Here is a 14,651-nt window from a genome sequence, read left to right as displayed (position 1 = left end):
TCAGATGCTGCCGATACTACATACAGCGGGTGCGGGGGAACCCGCAGGCCAACACTAAATAGCTGCGCGGAATAGTAGATCACTGAAAGGGAACTCAGCCCGGATTGCGCGATCTGATCATTCGCCAAACCAACCAAAACCACCAACCGGACTGAGCGATGCCGATCATAGCACCAATACCCCGTGGCGAACGACGCCTGATGCAGAAAGCTATTCATAAAACGCGCGATAAAAATCATGCCCGCAGACTCACGGCCATGCTGATGCTTCATCGGGGTGAACGGGTCAGCGATGTTGCCAGAACTCTCTGTTGTGCCCGTTCATCCGTTGGTCGCTGGATTAACTGGTTTACGCACTCAGGTATTGAAGGCCTGAAATCCTTACCCGCAGGGCGCTCCCGACGCTGGCCTTTTGAACATATCTGCACCCTGTTACGTGAGCTGATAAAGCATTCTCCCGGCGATTTTGGTTATCAACGTTCACGCTGGAGCACCGAATTACTGGCAATAAAAATCAATGAGATAACCGGTTGCCAGTTACATGCAGGAACCGTTCGCCGCTGGTTGCCATCTGCGGGGCTTGTATGGCGCAGGGCCGCGCCAACTCTGCGCATCCGTGACCCACATAAAGATGAAAAGATGGCGGTAATCCACAAAGCGCTGGATGAATGCAACGCAGAGCATCCGGTATTTTATGAAGATGAAGTGGATATTCACCTTAATCCTAAAATCGGTGCGGACTGGCAGTTGCGCGGACAGCAGAAACGGGTAGTGACGCCGGGGCAGAACGAAAAATACTATCTGGCCGGCGCACTGCACAGTGGCACGGGTAAAGTCAGCTACGTGGGCGGCAACAGCAAAAGTTCAGCGCTGTTTATCGCTCTGCTGAAGCACCTGAAAGCCACTTACCGGCGGGCGAAAACAATCACGCTGATCGTTGATAACTACATTATCCATAAAAGCCGCGAAACACAGCGCTGGTTGAAAGCAAATCCCAAGTTCAGGGTAATTTACCAGCCGGTTTACTCGCCGTGGGTGAATCATGTGGAACGGCTATGGCAGGCACTTCATGACACGATAACCCGTAATCATCAGTGCCGCTCAATGTGGCAGTTACTGAAAAAGGTCCGCCATTTTATGGAAACCGCCAGCCCATTCCCCGGAGGAAAACATGGTCAGGCAAAAGTGTAGCGGTATTAGGCGCAGCTATTTAGTCAGCAGCACCACGCTGTGAGGCGCCAGCTCACGCATTAGCGCCCCAATAATGATCATCAACAGACCGACCGCCACGCTATCACGCTCGCGAATATGACGAGTGATCCAGCCTCCCGCCAGCGCCAGTCCGCCCATCGCGACCATCGGTAATGCGGTAAGAAGAGAAGCCACAGTAAAACTCATGCCGCTGGCCGCACGTAATTGCGGGAGTAAAGGCCCGATTGACGTGAGTAGCGGACGCATATTCAGGCCAATCAGCACCAACACAAGGAGCATCAGACCCGTACGAGGAGATTGATTCATATTGTTCTTTGAGCCCGGCGCGGATAACGCGCCAGGCTTTACTCGGGTTTAGAAAGGTTTTGTCGGCAGATATTTGCCATCAAGCGTAATCACCGCGCGTTCACCGCCTTCCGGGTCAGCCACTTTTTTGACATCCAGCTTGAAGTTAATGGCGCTGATAATGCCGTCGCCAAATTTCTCATGCACCAGCACCTTCAGCGTAGAGCCATACACCTGCAGGATTTCATAGAAGCGATAAATGGTCGGGTCAGTGGGTACGCGATCGTCAATACTGCCGCGCAGTGGGATCATTTGCAGAAGCAGCACCGCATCTTCATCCAGTGAGAGCTTTTCACCAACCAGACGCGCCGCATCAGCCGGCAGTGCATGCTGCCCCAGCAAGGCCGCGGTAACAAAAGCTTCAGATAAGCCCGTACCATCGGTGAGTTGCGCAAAGGTCAGATCTTTTTTCGCTTTGATAAGCAGAATCTGGTCAGCCAAAGAGAGGCGAATATCGCGGTTAATTTGTGCGTGGATCATAATGGAACCTCCTGTATAGAGAGAAAAAATTAAGCTGCGGTGAGGCTGCGAAGCGGCATCGCGCAGGTATTTGGATTTTCGGCAAGCGAGACAAACTGCCCGCTGGCACCGTTGTAGGCGGCAATATCGCCACGTTCGATGTCGTAAACCCAGCCGTGTAATGCCATCCGCCCCTCTTCCAGCGCCAGGCGTACTGACGGGTGGGTCTGAATATTGGCCAGCTGTGCGATAACGTTTTCACGCACCATTGATGCGGTTTTCGCCTGCAATGAAATATGCGTGCGTGATTCATTCACCACGCGGGCTGAATCGGCATAGCGCAGCCAGTGGCTGACGGCGGGCATACTGTCCAGGCAATGGCATCCGGCGATGGCCGTCATGGCGCCACAGTCAGAGTGACCACATATAACAATGTCATTTACTTTCAAAACCGACACGGCGTACTCCACCGATGCGGTAACGCCTCCCGGTTCCGGGCCATAAGAAGGAACAATGTTGCCCGCATTACGGATGACAAACAGATCGCCAGGCTCACGCTGCGTCACCAGCTCCGGCACCAGGCGGCTATCTGAACACGATATAAAAAGCGCGCGTGGGTTTTGCTGGTTTGCCAGCGATCTGAAAAGCTCGGCGCGTTCGGGAAAGACGCTGCGCTGAAATTTCAAAAAGCCATCAATAATCTCTTTCACGATTGTTCCTCTGTCTCACTATGGAATGGACACAGGCTACTCGCTACGTTCCATAAGATAAAAGACTCATTTATAATCAAGTCTATTGGTAAAACTTATGGAAAAGATGATGCTGTTACGACATATTCACTACTTTCTGGCAGTCGCTGAGCATCGAGGCTTTACCCGTGCCGCCACGGCGCTTCACGTTTCGCAGCCCGCGCTTTCTCAGCAAATCAGACAGCTTGAAGAGTCACTTGGCGCGCAACTGTTCGATCGCAGTGGTCGCCATATTCAGCTCACCGATGCTGGCGAAGCCTGGTTGGGTTACGCGAAAAATGCGCTGAGATCGCTGGAAGAGGGAAAGCGGGCAATTCATGATGTCGAGGATTTGAGCCGTGGCTCACTGCGTGTCGCCGTTACCCCCACGTTTACCTCGTGGCTTATCGGGCCGCTAATGGCGAGGTTTTATGCGCGCTATCCCAATATCACCCTTGCGTTACAGGAGATGTCGCAGAAAAAGATGGAAGAGCTGCTGCTCAACGATGAACTGGACATCGGCATCGCATTTGATGATGTTCATTCGGCAGACATCGACGTACTGCCGCTACTGAAGGAATCCCTTGCGTTGATGGTGTCTGAAAGCCATCCTCTGGCGCAACAGGAGTGCGTAGCCTTGTCACATCTTAATAATGAACGACTCATTTTACTGAGTGAGGAATTTGCGACGCGCGAACAAATTGATCGCTATTGCCGCCAAAGAGATCTGCATCCGCAGATAGTAATAGAAGCAAACTCTATCAATGCCATTCTGGAACTGGTGCGTCGTACAACGCTCGCCACCCTGCTTCCATCGCCAATCGCCGCGCAAAATGAGGGATTAAAAGCCGTTTCACTGACGCCGCAGTTGCTGGAACGAACCGCCGCGCTGATGCTACGCAAAGGCGCGTGGAGAACGGCCGCCGTGAAGGCATTTACGGCAATGGCGCAGGAAGTGACGAAAACGTACACCCGGTAACATTGAATTTCGCACGCCAGCAGGCGATAGTGCTTTTTTGACTGAGACAGAAGACGAGTATGACATCAACCGCACTCTCATCGACACTCAAAGGCGGCGCGCTGATCCTGTTGCTTGCCCTGATTTACACCGGCCTCTTTACCGCTGACCGCACGACCTGGCTCATGGAGGTCACCCCGGTCATTATCATTGTGCCGCTGCTATTGTCCACGCATCGTCGCTACCCGCTGACGCCCCTCCTTTACACGCTTATCTTTTTCCACGCGCTTATTCTGATCGGCGGCGGCATGTACACCTACGCCAAAGTGCCCATCGGCTTCGACGTGCAGGAGATGTTTAACCTGAGCCGCAATCCTTACGACAAACTGGGCCACTTTTTCCAGGGGCTGGTTCCGGCACTGGCGGCGCGAGAAATTTTACTGCGCAGCGGCTACGTGCGCGGGCGTAAAATGGTCGGTTTTCTGGTCTGCTGTATCGCTTTGGCCATCAGTGCAGCCTATGAATTGATCGAGTGGTGGGCGGCGCTGGCGATGGGCCAGGGCGCAGATGATTTCCTGGGGACTCAGGGCGATCCGTGGGATACGCAGTCGGACATGTTCTGCGCCTTGCTCGGGGCATTAACCACGGTATTGCTGCTTGGTCGTTACCATCAGCGCCAGCTAATGCGCTTACTGTAATTTCTCGAACCCGCCTGATTGGCGGGTTCTGCGTTATACAGCACACCGTTTATCAGGCAACAACCTTACAAATCAGGATGGTTCTTCTCAGGTCGCTCCAGCGCCAGATATCATTTTGCAATTTATCCAGCTTATAGGGAAGGTGCGAACAAGTCCCTGATATGAGATCATGTTTGTCATCTGGAGCCATGGAACAGGGTTCATCATGAGTCATCAACTCACCTTCGCCGACAGTGAATTCAGCAGTAAGCGCCGTCAGACCAGAAAAGAGATTTTCTTGTCCCGCATGGAGCAGATTCTGCCATGGCAAAACATGGTGGAAGTCATCGAGCCGTTTTACCCCAAGGCTGGTAATGGCCGGCGACCTTATCCGCTGGAAACCATGCTACGCATTCACTGCATGCAGCATTGGTACAACCTGAGCGATGGCGCGATGGAAGATGCTCTGTACGAAATCGCCTCCATGCGTCTGTTTGCCCGGTTATCCCTGGATAGCGCCTTGCCTGACCGCACCACCATCATGAATTTCCGCCACCTGCTGGAGCAGCATCAACTGGCCCGCCAATTGTTCAAGACCATCAATCGCTGGCTGGCCGAAGCAGGCGTCATGATGACTCAAGGCACCTTGGTCGATGCCACCATCATTGAGGCACCCAGCTCGACCAAGAACAAAGAGCAGCAACGCGATCCGGAGATGCATCAGACCAAGAAAGGCAATCAGTGGCACTTTGGCATGAAGGCCCACATTGGTGTCGATGCCAAGAGTGGCCTGACCCACAGCCTGGTCACCACCGCGGCCAACGAGCATGACCTCAATCAGCTGGGTAATCTGCTTCATGGAGAGGAGCAATTTGTCTCAGCCGATGCCGGCTACCAAGGGGCGCCACAGCGCGAGGAGCTGGCCGAGGTGGATGTGGACTGGCTGATCGCCGAGCGCCCCGGCAAGGTAAGAACCTTGAAACAGCATCCACGCAAGAACAAAACGGCCATCAACATCGAATACATGAAAGCCAGCATCCGGGCCAAGGTGGAGCACCCATTTCGCATCATCAAGCGACAGTTCGGCTTCGTGAAAGCCAGATACAAGGGGTTGCTGAAAAACGATAACCAACTGGCGATGTTATTCACGCTGGCCAACCTGTTTCGGGCGGACCAAATGATACGTCAGTGGGAGAGATCTCACTAAAAACTGGGAATAACGCCTTAAATGGCGAAGAAACGGTCTAAATAGGCTGATTCAAGGCATTTACGGGAGAAAAAATCGGCTCAAACATGAAGAAATGAAATGGCTGAGTCAGCCGAGAAGAATTTCCCCGCTTATTCGCACCTTCCCTAATCCGCCCATCCGGTTATGCCATTCACTTAACCAAAAGAAGAATTTCACCACGCTGCCGCCCAGGCTTCCGGGTGCGAAACCGGAAGAGGGCTATACCGTTGCCGTGTGCTTGCCCACGGTTCGGGTCCTGTTTAGTACCAAATTCGATTTTGAAGAGTCTGAACTGGCTCATCACACAGGCGGCTAAACGGGCTTTACCTCTTTGATCTGAGAGCATTATAAACGGTACAGTGGCTTATTTAATACAGGTTTGATCATATGCCGCGTTAGACGTATAATTAACATGCCAAAAGAAGAATTTCACCTCGCTGTATGCCGGATGCCCGCGAAGCATCACAGGCTACAGAGCAGATAACCCGCCTTGAGCGGGTTTTCTGCTTTATGAGGCCGCCGCCAAGCGGTTTTTTTACGCCTCGTCAGGGCATTCGGTAAAACACCTATTCTCCTGAATCCCACTGGCCCCGCGCCGCTGCCGTGTGGAAATCCGCCCACCTTGCCGGGCGCCGCTGCCGTGTGGGAATCGGCCCACCTTGCCGGGCGCCGGTGCCGTGTGGGAATCGGCCCACCTTGCCGCGCGCCGGTGCCGTGTGGGAATCCGCCCACCTTGCCGGGCGAGGCTGCCGCGTGGGAATCGGCCCACCTTGCCGGGCGAGGCTGCCGCGTGGGAATCGGCCCACCTTGCCGGGCGAGGCTGCCGCGTGGGAATCGGCCCACCTTGCCGGGCGCGGCTGCCGTGTGGGAATCGGCCCACCTTGCCGCGCGCCGGTGCCGTGTGGAAATCGGCCCACCTTGCCGCGCGCCGGTGCCGTGTGGGAATCCGCCCACCTTGCCGCGCGCCGGTGCCGTGTGGGAATCCGCCCACCTTGCCGGGCGAGGCTGCCGCGTGGGAATCGGCCCACCTTGCCGGGCGAGGCTGCCGTGTGGGAATCCGCCCACCTTGCCGGGCGAGGCTGCCGTGTGGGAATCCGCCCACCTTGCCGGGCGAGGCTGCCGCGTGAGAATCCGCCCACCTTGCCGGGCGCCGCTGCCGTGTGGAAATCCGCCCATCTTGCCGGGCGCCGCTGCCGCGTGAGAATCCGCCCACCTTGCCGGGCGCCGCTGCCGCGTGGGAATCGGCCCACCTTGCCGGGCGCCGCTGCCGCGTGAGAATCGGCCCACCTTGCCGGGCGCCGCTGCCGCGTGGGAATCGGCCCACCTTGCCGGGCGCCGCTGCCGCGTGAGAATCCGCCCACCTTGCCGGGCGCCGCTGCCGTGTGGAAATCCGCCCATCTTGCCGGGCGCCGCTGCCGCGTGAGAATCCGCCCACCTTGCCGGGCGCCGCTGCCGTGTGGAAATCCGCCCATCTTGCCGGGCGCCGCTGCCGTGTGGAAATCCGCCCATCTTGCCGGGCGCCGCTGTAGTGTGGAAATCCGCCCATCTTGCCGGGCGCCGCTGTCGTGTGGGAATCCGCCCATCTTGCCGGGCGCCGGTGCTGTGTGGAAATTCGCCCATCTTCATGACAAAAATTTGTCAAATGACAGGCTCATGTGTGCTGATTTATGTCAGACGGGATTTTGCTTATCAATTATTGAGAACAGAAATTTTCCTGAATCATCAATACTATACTTAGCAAGTAAAGGTGTTTTCTCATTTATCTGCTTGAGTGCAGGATCAAGGAAAGATCGTTTCAACTCTGCCAAGTTCTTCTGTTGGGATTCCGGCAAAAGGAAACGGTCATTTAACCAAGCATGAGTAGTAACCCATAAGCCTGAAGATTTGAATTGAGCAAGACTTTCATAAAGGCGGATCGTCCGGGGATTTCGAAGACTGCCACAATCGCGGAGCGAGTAGGTGGTGAACTGGTTCGTCAGGCCGTAAATGTACCGCAGGAGTTTATGGTTAAATTCGATTTCCCAGATACCACGAGCTGATCGGCTGCCAGCCTCTGTTAGCCAGGGGCGCGCGACGCAGTCAAAACGCCCCTCTTTCGGGTAAAAGATTACCGCAGAACGGCTTAACTCAAACACGCCTTCTTTAACATCCTTGATAGCCTGGTTACGGCTTACCTGAAAAATTTGCTGATAGTCAGCCACCTTTACTTTGAAAGTAGAGTCACCGAGTACAGCCATCTCATCATCATCTTCGCTTACTGAAGCTGTGAAATACGTCTGCATAAGACATAACCAGAGAACGCGCTTTGCTTTTAGCGAGAGGTAGTAAGCAGCTTCGGTAAGCTCGTTAGACTGCTTAACTTTTATCTTTTTGTTCAGCAACTTATCCATGCGCCTTGCCTTTGTGGGTTAAAAATTACTCTCCACACTACCACAAAGTTCAAACAAGTAAATACATTTTTTACAGTTTCGTCTAAGGTGGGCCAATTCCCATAACAAGGTGGGCTAATTCCCAGAGATAACACTTATTTATGATTTTAAATCAATGAGTTATATAGCTCTAAAAGACTTTAAAAAGATAAAAAATCTATAAAATACCTTTTAAAAATATGCCTGTGGATATGTGCATATCATCGCTTACCAGCGCCGCTTCGCGGCTCGGTCAACCCCTCAGAACCGCGAAAACAAGTTTCGCAGTTCTTCACGGTTCATGTTTTAATCCGAGCATGGCGCCAGCACCTTCGCGGCACCATCGAGGCCCGCGCTGCTGCCGCACCGGGCCTCACCCTCAAATAAAATAAAGTTTATAAAAATCGTACTTGTATTGACCCCTGTTTATTCTGAGTATATCCTTTCTGTAACCAAAACTACGGAGGCGCCACAGATGGCTCAGAAAAACAGAATTTCAGAAACAGAATGGAAACAGCTGCTGCCGCAAATGGCTTCCTTTGCACACATCACAACAGATATTGGCTATTCCGTGCTTGTCAAAGGTGAGAAATCATCAGACGTAGCCACGCGAGTAGGCCGTTCCAAGCAAAACATTTCCAGCACCGTTAAGCGAATCTGGGATTTGTACCAGAACACCACTCTTAAAGCCGAGAACGGCGAACCATTAAAATTAGTTCAGGTCTGGATACCAGCAAGCCTTGCTGAAACTGTTTTAAAAGAAGCCGCGAAGTACAGCATTAATAACATCACGACCTCGGAAATGGAAAAAAAATAAAGTCCGAAAGGACTTTATTTTAAGACTACTAACGCGGCTTTATTACAGTGCTCGCCACCACAGTAAACCACTATCCCCGGTTTACCCCAGAGATTGATATGACACACCGGGCAGCTGTACTTTTCCCGGTTTGTTTTGTTCACCGGGGCCGCCATGAAATTCGTCAACGAGGCCATCGATGCCAAACTGCAAGCGGCGTTGCCGATGATCATCGACTACGGCCCGCTCAACCCCGAAGCCTTCAAGACCGGGGTAATCCCGGCCGAGCGCGAGGCCAAGCTGCCTTCCGCACCCGGCAACATCTCGCGCCAGGCCCTGCTCTCGGCGCAATGGTGGGCCTCCGAAGCCGGGGTCAAGGCCGAAGAACGCTGGTTGTCCTTCGTCCAGAAAAAATAGCCATCGGCCGTTGCTGCGCCGCAGGCCAGAGGCCTCGGCGCAGGACATGCCGTCTGCCCCCGCGATTTCGACATAAAGCGCTTGCGCACCGGTCAATTGCGTCCACTTCATTCGTTGGCATCCCGGTACATTAGGCCTGAGGGTCCCGCAGAGTGACCTGTGCAGACAACTCGCGCTCGCCTCAAGTACCTGCCCACCATTGGGAGTTCTTCACATGACATTACCCGAGCACCGCACCCTGCTGTCCGCCAGGACGACTGCCACCGCCAGCGCTACCCGTCAGTGCTGGATACCCTCCAGCACTGCGCAGTGACGAGAGGTCATCATGTCCAACGCCTATCTCGCCAAATCCATGCCCGACTCCAGCGACCAGCAGCACCAGCCGCCCATGACCAGCGAAGACGCCCTGGCCCGTGAAGAACGCAAGGAGCACACCTCCATGCTGTTGCTGCTCACCCCGGCGCTGGTCATGGTCGTGGTGCTGTTGATCATGCCGCTGTGCTGGCTGGCCTTTCAGTCGGTCCAGACCGAGGAAGGGTTTTCCCTGGCCAACTACATCCGGATTTTCCAGGAAAGCATTTACTGGGACACCTTCGCCCTGACCTTCAAGATCAGTTTCCTGGTGACGATCCTGTCGATCGTCATGGGCTTCCCCATTGCCTACGCCGCTTCGCGCCTGCAGGGTTTCTGGGCCAACCTGATTCTGATCTGCGTGATCCTGCCGTTCTGGACCAGCGTGCTGGTGCGGGCCTATGCCTGGCTGGTGCTCCTGCAACGCCGCGGACTGGTCAATCAGACGCTGATGGACCTTGGCATCATCGACCAACCCCTGACGCTGATGCACAACACCACTGGCACGGTAATCGGCACCCTGCACGTCATGCTGCCCTTTATGGTCCTGCCGCTGTATTCGGTGATGAAAAAAATCCCCCAGGACCTCATGCAAGCGTCCGAGAGCCTTGGCGCCAAACCCTTCTACACCTTCCGCCGGGTCTTCCTGCCGATGGCAGCGCCGGGGGTCATGGCCGGTTCCATCCTGGTGTTCGTCATCTGCCTAGGCTTCTTCATCACCCCGGAACTGCTCGGCGGTGGCCGCACGATCCTGGTGTCGATGCTGGTGCAACGCAACGTCGAGCTCTATCACGCCTGGGGCGCAGCCAGCGCAGTCGGCCTGGTGCTGCTGTTTGTGGTGTTCCTGATCTTCTGGGGCATCAATCGCTTCATCCCCATCGAACGCATCCTGGGAGCGCGCTAAATGAACCTGCTTGCCAACCTGCGTCACCTTCGCCTGTCCCACGTGCTGTTCACGGTGCTGGTCGCGGCGATCCTGCTGTACCTGATCATCCCGGTGCTGATCGTGGTACCCATGTCGTTCTCCGAGGCGCGCTTCCTGCAATTCCCTCCCAAGCAATGGTCCTTCCACTGGTACGAGGCGTTCTTCAACAGCGTGGAGTGGATGTCGGCGGCGCGGGTCAGTCTGATCACGGCATTTTTCACCATGGCCATCAGCCTGCCGATTGGTATGGCGGCCGCCTACGCCATCAACAACTCCAGCCTGAAGGTGGTGCGTACGCTGCAGATCATCCTGCTGCTGCCGATGATGGTGCCCATCATCCTGATCGCCGCCGGCGTGTTCTTCGTTTACGCCCGGGTCGGCCTGATCAGCACGCTGACCGGCCTGGTGCTGGCGCACATCATGCTCGCCTTGCCCTACGTGATCATCGCGCTGCTGGCCGGTCTGCGTAACTTCGACATGTCCCAGGAAATGGTGGCGCGCAGCCTGGGCATGAACCGCTTTCGCGCCTTCATGGCCGTGACCCTGCCGCAGATCAAGCCCAGTGTGGTCTCGGCGACACTGTTCGCCTTCATCACCTCGCTGGATGAAACTGTGGTGGCGCTGTTCATCTCCGGCGGCGACAACCAGACTCTGACCAAGCGCATGTTCACGGCGCTGCGCGACGAGATCGATCCGACCATTGCCGCTATCAGTTCGATCCTGATCCTGGCGTCGCTGATCCTGGTGGTGATTGCCGGTCGCAACAAACAATAACCAACAACGCACTCCCCCTCTGCAAACACACTTGCCCGCCATTGCGGGCAAGTGTGTTTTTGCGTCCTGACCACGCACGCCCATGCCGACGTGCAGCCCAGCACAGCCTGCCGTCACACGGCTTAATTCAGCATCTATCACCCGTGTCCAGGCCCATCTCGGGGGAACCGCAGAATTCGGAAAAAATCGTACGCTAAGCTAACGGTGTTCTCGTGACAGCTCTTTGACTAGGCTTTCTAAGGCCATTCTGATAGCCCTGACTTCCTGAAAAGCCATGGCTAAAATTTGTGCGGCTAAAAGGGATAACCGATGGTAAAGTAAGTTATCCCTGTCGAGATACTGAAAAGCGTTATCCTCGTTTTTCCCAAAACTGTTTTGCCAGTTCGCTCAGAGCGCTAGTTAACTGAGCGACAGATTTCGCACTTTGCAAATTATTCTGCCCGGTCTGTACATTGGTATCAGCAGCATCGCGTATATTGATAATACTGCGGTTTATGTCTTCACTTACTGCTCCCTGCTGCTCGACCGCAGTCGCTATTTGCGCGTTCATGTCGGTAATTTCGTTAACGCGTTGGCCAATTCCATCAAGAGCTGTAGCTGCTTCCTCTGCGTGAGCTACACTCGTGTGCGCTTGCCGACTACTTTGCTCCATGACTGTAACAGCGGATTGCGCTCGCTCTTGTAGAGCGCTGATCATGCTTTGAATATCCGTTGTCGATTGCTGTGTGCGAGCAGCAAGACTGCGAACCTCATCGGCGACAACAGCAAAACCACGCCCCTGCTCACCAGCACGCGCGGCCTCAATTGCTGCGTTGAGTGCCAACAAATTCGTTTGCTCGGCGATCCCTCGTATAACGTCAAGAACTTTTGATATCTCGTTACTTTGACCTTCAAGCTCATGAATAACCTGAGCGGCTTGCCTAATTTCACCTTCAAGGGCAGTGATTGACTGGCTTGTGTGGGCTACCAGACGCTGGCCAGATGCCGTCTCAGTGTCTGCTCTTCCGGCCGCATCTGCAGCATGCTGTGCATTGCTCGCAACCTCTTGAATGCTTGCCGCCATTTGGTTTACTGCCGTTGCTATTTGATCTGTCTCTGCCTGCTGCTCAACTGTAAGTACATTGCTTGACTCAATATCCTTTAGTAGGCCTCGGGTGTGTTCGCTAAGCCGATTTGATGCATCACCTATGCGACCTACTATGGCGCCTGTTTCAGCTTGCATCATTCGTAAAGCAAACTCTATTTGGCCAAACTCATCGGTGCGCCCAGTGTAGAGGGATTGACTTAATGGGTTATTGGAAATATTCCTGGCTCTTTCAACCAGTCTTCCAAGAGGAGAGAGAATAGCCAAAACACTAACAGAGCTTAAGCTTCCTGACATTAAAGTGGGCGGTTACAGGAGCTGAGTGCAACACGGTTATTGAATTGAAGCTGGAGCATCATGCCGCATAGCCATAGCTTCCTGCATCACCTCGTCCATAACCTCGATCGGACACTTGAAGTCGAAGCGCTTACGGGGGCGCATGTTCAGTTGCAGTGCGATGGCATCCAGTTCCTCCTGGCTATGCACCGACAAGTCCGTGCCTTTGGGCAGGTACTGGCGGATCAGGCCATTGATGTTTTCGTTACTGCCGCGCTGCCAAGGGCTGTGCGGGTCGCAGAAGTAAATCGCCACCCCGGTCTGCTGGGTGATTTCAGCATGCCGCGCCATTTCTCGGCCCTGGTCGTAGGTCATGCTCTTGCGCATCGCCAGCGGCATGCCATTGAGCGCTGCACTGAAGCCTTCCATCGCCGAGGTCGCCGTCGCGTCGTTCATCTTCACCAGCATCAGGTAGCCACTGGTGCGCTCCACCAGCGTACCTACAGACGAGGCGTTGGCCTTGCCCTTGATCAGGTCGCCTTCCCAATGCCCTGGCATCAGTCGGTCTTCGATCTCCGGCGGACGTACATGAATACTGACCCTCTCAGGGATCTGACCGCGCCGATCCACGCCGCCAGAGCGCGGCCTGCGCATCGTCTTGCTTTGGCGCAGGCAGATGATCAGCTCTTTACGCAGCTCGCCGACTGGCAAGGCATAGATCGCGTTATAGATCGTCTCGCGACAGACGTAGGCGGCACTGTTGCAAATAGTCGGTGGTGATAAACTTATCATCCCCTTTTGCTGATGGAGCTGCACATGAACCCATTCAAAGGCCGGCATTTTCAGCGTGACATCATTCTGTGGGCCGTACGCTGGTACTGCAAATACGGCATCAGTTACCGTGAGCTGCAGGAGATGCTGGCTGAACGCGGAGTGAATGTCGATCACTCCACGATTTACCGCTGGGTTCAGCGTTATGCGCCTGAAATGGAAAAACGGCTGCGCTGGTACTGGCGTAACCCTTCCGATCTTTGCCCGTGGCACATGGATGAAACCTACGTGAAGGTCAATGGCCGCTGGGCGTATCTGTACCGGGCCGTCGACAGCCGGGGCCGCACTGTCGATTTTTATCTCTCCTCCCGTCGTAACAGCAAAGCTGCATACCGGTTTCTGGGTAAAATCCTCAACAACGTGAAGAAGTGGCAGATCCCGCGATTCATCAACACGGATAAAGCGCCCGCCTATGGTCGCGCGCTTGCTCTGCTCAAACGCGAAGGCCGGTGCCCGTCTGACGTTGAACACCGACAGATTAAGTACCGGAACAACGTGATTGAATGCGATCATGGCAAACTGAAACGGATAATCGGCGCCACGCTGGGATTTAAATCCATGAAGACGGCTTACGCCACCATCAAAGGTATTGAGGTGATGCGTGCACTACGCAAAGGCCAGGCCTCAGCATTTTATTATGGTGATCCCCTGGGCGAAATGCGCCTGGTAAGCAGAGTTTTTGAAATGTAAGGCCTTTGAATAAGACAAAAGGCTGCCTCATCGCTAACTTTGCAACAGTGCCGTCCTGTCTGTGACGCGGCTGCTGCGGGCCTTCAAGGGAAGATCATGACCGCTTCCCAGCCAGCCGAGAGTGGGCAGCTTTGAGCTTCGCTACCAATCTGGAGGAGTACCACCATGAACGCAAACGCCCCGAACACTGCCAGTTGCACCACCTGCTGCGTATGCTGCAAAGAAATTCCGCTCGATGCCGCCTTCACCCCGGAAGGCGCGGAATACGTCGAACATTTCTGCGGGCTGGATTGCTATGAACGCTTCCAGGCACGCGCCAAGGCCGCGACAGAATCTGACATTGCGCCTGTCCCTGGCGGTTCGCAGCCGTCAGATTGAGGCATGCCCTAACTGGGCGTCAGGCCGGAACCTTGGGCAGTGTCAGAATAGGGCCGATTCCAGCATTTTCTGACGACTCGCCTGCAACCTCTAGGGCCTCAACCTGACAGGCCGC

14 protein-coding genes and 3 pseudogenes are annotated in these 14,651 nt (G+C 54.8%); 10 read left to right on the top strand and 7 right to left on the bottom strand.

Translation table 11 applies throughout. The annotated features are described in order from the left end of the window. The first annotated feature begins 158 nt into the window (after window positions 1-158). Entirely contained in the window at window positions 159-1,190 is a 1,032-nt protein-coding gene (locus AC1VYI_RS00515; RefSeq protein ID WP_003033020.1) for an IS630-like element ISEc33 family transposase, read from the top strand. A 21-nt stretch (window positions 1,191-1,211) separates the two neighbouring features. Here AC1VYI_RS00515 and AC1VYI_RS00510 read toward each other — a convergent pair. From AC1VYI_RS00510 to AC1VYI_RS00500, 3 genes and pseudogenes are all read right to left on the bottom strand, one after another. Then, window positions 1,212-1,517, bottom strand: a pseudogene (locus tag AC1VYI_RS00510) (cyanate transporter); the annotation flags it as partial. A gap of 48 nt (window positions 1,518-1,565) precedes the next feature. Beyond that, window positions 1,566-2,036, bottom strand: a complete 471-nt coding sequence (gene cynS, locus AC1VYI_RS00505) for a cyanase (RefSeq protein WP_003032552.1) — start codon at window positions 2,034-2,036, stop codon at window positions 1,566-1,568. A 29-nt stretch (window positions 2,037-2,065) separates the two neighbouring features. Continuing rightward, window positions 2,066-2,725 (bottom strand): carbonic anhydrase, encoded by a 660-nt coding sequence (locus AC1VYI_RS00500; protein WP_003032549.1) that lies wholly within the window; start codon window positions 2,723-2,725, stop codon window positions 2,066-2,068. A 109-nt stretch (window positions 2,726-2,834) separates the two neighbouring features. On the opposite strand from AC1VYI_RS00500, the gene cynR reads away from it, so the two are divergent. From cynR to AC1VYI_RS00485, 3 genes are all read left to right on the top strand, one after another. Further along, window positions 2,835-3,722: a transcriptional regulator CynR gene (cynR, locus tag AC1VYI_RS00495; protein WP_109023025.1), complete on the top strand. Its 888-nt coding sequence runs from the start codon at window positions 2,835-2,837 to the stop codon at window positions 3,720-3,722. A 59-nt stretch (window positions 3,723-3,781) separates the two neighbouring features. After that, window positions 3,782-4,399: a DUF2238 domain-containing protein gene (locus AC1VYI_RS00490; protein ID WP_003032543.1), complete on the top strand. Its 618-nt coding sequence runs from the start codon at window positions 3,782-3,784 to the stop codon at window positions 4,397-4,399. Between the two features lie 205 nt (window positions 4,400-4,604). Beyond that, complete coding sequence (locus AC1VYI_RS00485) at window positions 4,605-5,585, top strand: IS5-like element IS5 family transposase (protein ID WP_000019402.1); 981 nt, start codon at window positions 4,605-4,607, stop codon at window positions 5,583-5,585. 1,691 nt (window positions 5,586-7,276) lie between these two features. Here AC1VYI_RS00485 and AC1VYI_RS00480 read toward each other — a convergent pair. Next, the gene (locus AC1VYI_RS00480; protein ID WP_013263795.1) at window positions 7,277-7,996 is read right to left on the bottom strand and encodes a replication initiation protein; all 720 of its coding nucleotides are present in this window, start codon (window positions 7,994-7,996) and stop codon (window positions 7,277-7,279) included. A 493-nt stretch (window positions 7,997-8,489) separates the two neighbouring features. Between AC1VYI_RS00480 and ardK the strand changes: the two genes are divergently transcribed. Next, window positions 8,490-8,831 (top strand): antirestriction protein ArdAB regulator ArdK, encoded by a 342-nt coding sequence (gene ardK, locus AC1VYI_RS00475; protein ID WP_000057569.1) that lies wholly within the window; start codon window positions 8,490-8,492, stop codon window positions 8,829-8,831. 14 nt (window positions 8,832-8,845) lie between these two features. Here ardK and AC1VYI_RS00470 read toward each other — a convergent pair. After that, a pseudogene (locus tag AC1VYI_RS00470) lies at window positions 8,846-8,986 on the bottom strand (sprT domain-containing protein); the annotation flags it as partial. On the opposite strand from AC1VYI_RS00470, the gene AC1VYI_RS00465 reads away from it, so the two are divergent. The 3 genes from AC1VYI_RS00465 (at window position 8,985) to AC1VYI_RS00455 (ending at window position 11,277) form a co-directional block, all read left to right on the top strand. After that, window positions 8,985-9,227 (top strand): hypothetical protein, encoded by a 243-nt coding sequence (locus tag AC1VYI_RS00465; RefSeq protein ID WP_258178629.1) that lies wholly within the window; start codon window positions 8,985-8,987, stop codon window positions 9,225-9,227. The pseudogene AC1VYI_RS00470 and the gene AC1VYI_RS00465 sit on opposite strands and share 2 nt — an antisense overlap. A gap of 325 nt (window positions 9,228-9,552) precedes the next feature. Then, window positions 9,553-10,482 carry an ABC transporter permease gene (locus AC1VYI_RS00460; protein WP_003465031.1) on the top strand — a complete coding sequence of 310 codons (930 nt, stop codon included), beginning with the start codon at window positions 9,553-9,555 and terminating at the stop codon, window positions 10,480-10,482. Further along, window positions 10,483-11,277 (top strand): ABC transporter permease, encoded by a 795-nt coding sequence (locus AC1VYI_RS00455; protein ID WP_003465028.1) that lies wholly within the window; start codon window positions 10,483-10,485, stop codon window positions 11,275-11,277. It abuts the gene before it with no gap. Between the two features lie 349 nt (window positions 11,278-11,626). On the opposite strand, the gene AC1VYI_RS00450 is transcribed toward AC1VYI_RS00455, so the two are convergent. Further along, entirely contained in the window at window positions 11,627-12,658 is a 1,032-nt protein-coding gene (locus AC1VYI_RS00450) for a methyl-accepting chemotaxis protein (protein ID WP_073454648.1), read from the bottom strand. Between the two features lie 36 nt (window positions 12,659-12,694). After that, window positions 12,695-13,390 (bottom strand): annotated as a pseudogene (locus AC1VYI_RS00445) (IS30 family transposase); the annotation flags it as partial. A gap of 63 nt (window positions 13,391-13,453) precedes the next feature. Here AC1VYI_RS00445 and AC1VYI_RS00440 point away from each other — a divergent pair. Together AC1VYI_RS00440 and AC1VYI_RS00435 are read left to right on the top strand one after the other, a co-directional pair. Beyond that, on the top strand, window positions 13,454-14,158 hold the full coding sequence (locus AC1VYI_RS00440) for an IS6-like element IS26 family transposase (RefSeq protein ID WP_001067855.1): 705 nt from the start codon (window positions 13,454-13,456) through the stop codon (window positions 14,156-14,158). 165 nt (window positions 14,159-14,323) lie between these two features. Beyond that, complete coding sequence (locus AC1VYI_RS00435; RefSeq protein ID WP_000993245.1) at window positions 14,324-14,536, top strand: DUF3330 domain-containing protein; 213 nt, start codon at window positions 14,324-14,326, stop codon at window positions 14,534-14,536. Window positions 14,537-14,651: the final 115 nt, after the last annotated feature.

Source organism: Enterobacter sp. QK-SA4, assembly GCF_056856775.1.
Note: the sequence above shows the minus strand (reverse complement) of the source record. Positions and strands in the feature narration are given on the sequence as shown.

Bases quoted from the DNA above. Each gene is read 5' to 3' on its own strand.
- cynR (WP_109023025.1), top strand. From the start codon at position 2,835: ATGCTGTTACGACATATTCACTACTTTCTGGCAGTCGCTGAGCATCGA.
- AC1VYI_RS00435 (WP_000993245.1), top strand. From the start codon at position 14,324: ATGAACGCAAACGCCCCGAACACTGCCAGTTGCACCACCTGCTGCGTA.
- AC1VYI_RS00440 (WP_001067855.1), top strand. From the start codon at position 13,454: ATGAACCCATTCAAAGGCCGGCATTTTCAGCGTGACATCATTCTGTGG.
- AC1VYI_RS00490 (WP_003032543.1), top strand. From the start codon at position 3,782: ATGACATCAACCGCACTCTCATCGACACTCAAAGGCGGCGCGCTGATC.
- AC1VYI_RS00460 (WP_003465031.1), top strand. From the start codon at position 9,553: ATGTCCAACGCCTATCTCGCCAAATCCATGCCCGACTCCAGCGACCAG.
- AC1VYI_RS00485 (WP_000019402.1), top strand. From the start codon at position 4,605: ATGAGTCATCAACTCACCTTCGCCGACAGTGAATTCAGCAGTAAGCGC.
- cynS (WP_003032552.1), bottom strand. From the start codon at position 2,036: ATGATCCACGCACAAATTAACCGCGATATTCGCCTCTCTTTGGCTGAC.
- ardK (WP_000057569.1), top strand. From the start codon at position 8,490: ATGGCTCAGAAAAACAGAATTTCAGAAACAGAATGGAAACAGCTGCTG.
- AC1VYI_RS00515 (WP_003033020.1), top strand. From the start codon at position 159: ATGCCGATCATAGCACCAATACCCCGTGGCGAACGACGCCTGATGCAG.
- AC1VYI_RS00455 (WP_003465028.1), top strand. From the start codon at position 10,483: ATGAACCTGCTTGCCAACCTGCGTCACCTTCGCCTGTCCCACGTGCTG.
- AC1VYI_RS00480 (WP_013263795.1), bottom strand. From the start codon at position 7,996: ATGGATAAGTTGCTGAACAAAAAGATAAAAGTTAAGCAGTCTAACGAG.
- AC1VYI_RS00450 (WP_073454648.1), bottom strand. From the start codon at position 12,658: ATGTCAGGAAGCTTAAGCTCTGTTAGTGTTTTGGCTATTCTCTCTCCT.
- AC1VYI_RS00465 (WP_258178629.1), top strand. From the start codon at position 8,985: ATGAAATTCGTCAACGAGGCCATCGATGCCAAACTGCAAGCGGCGTTG.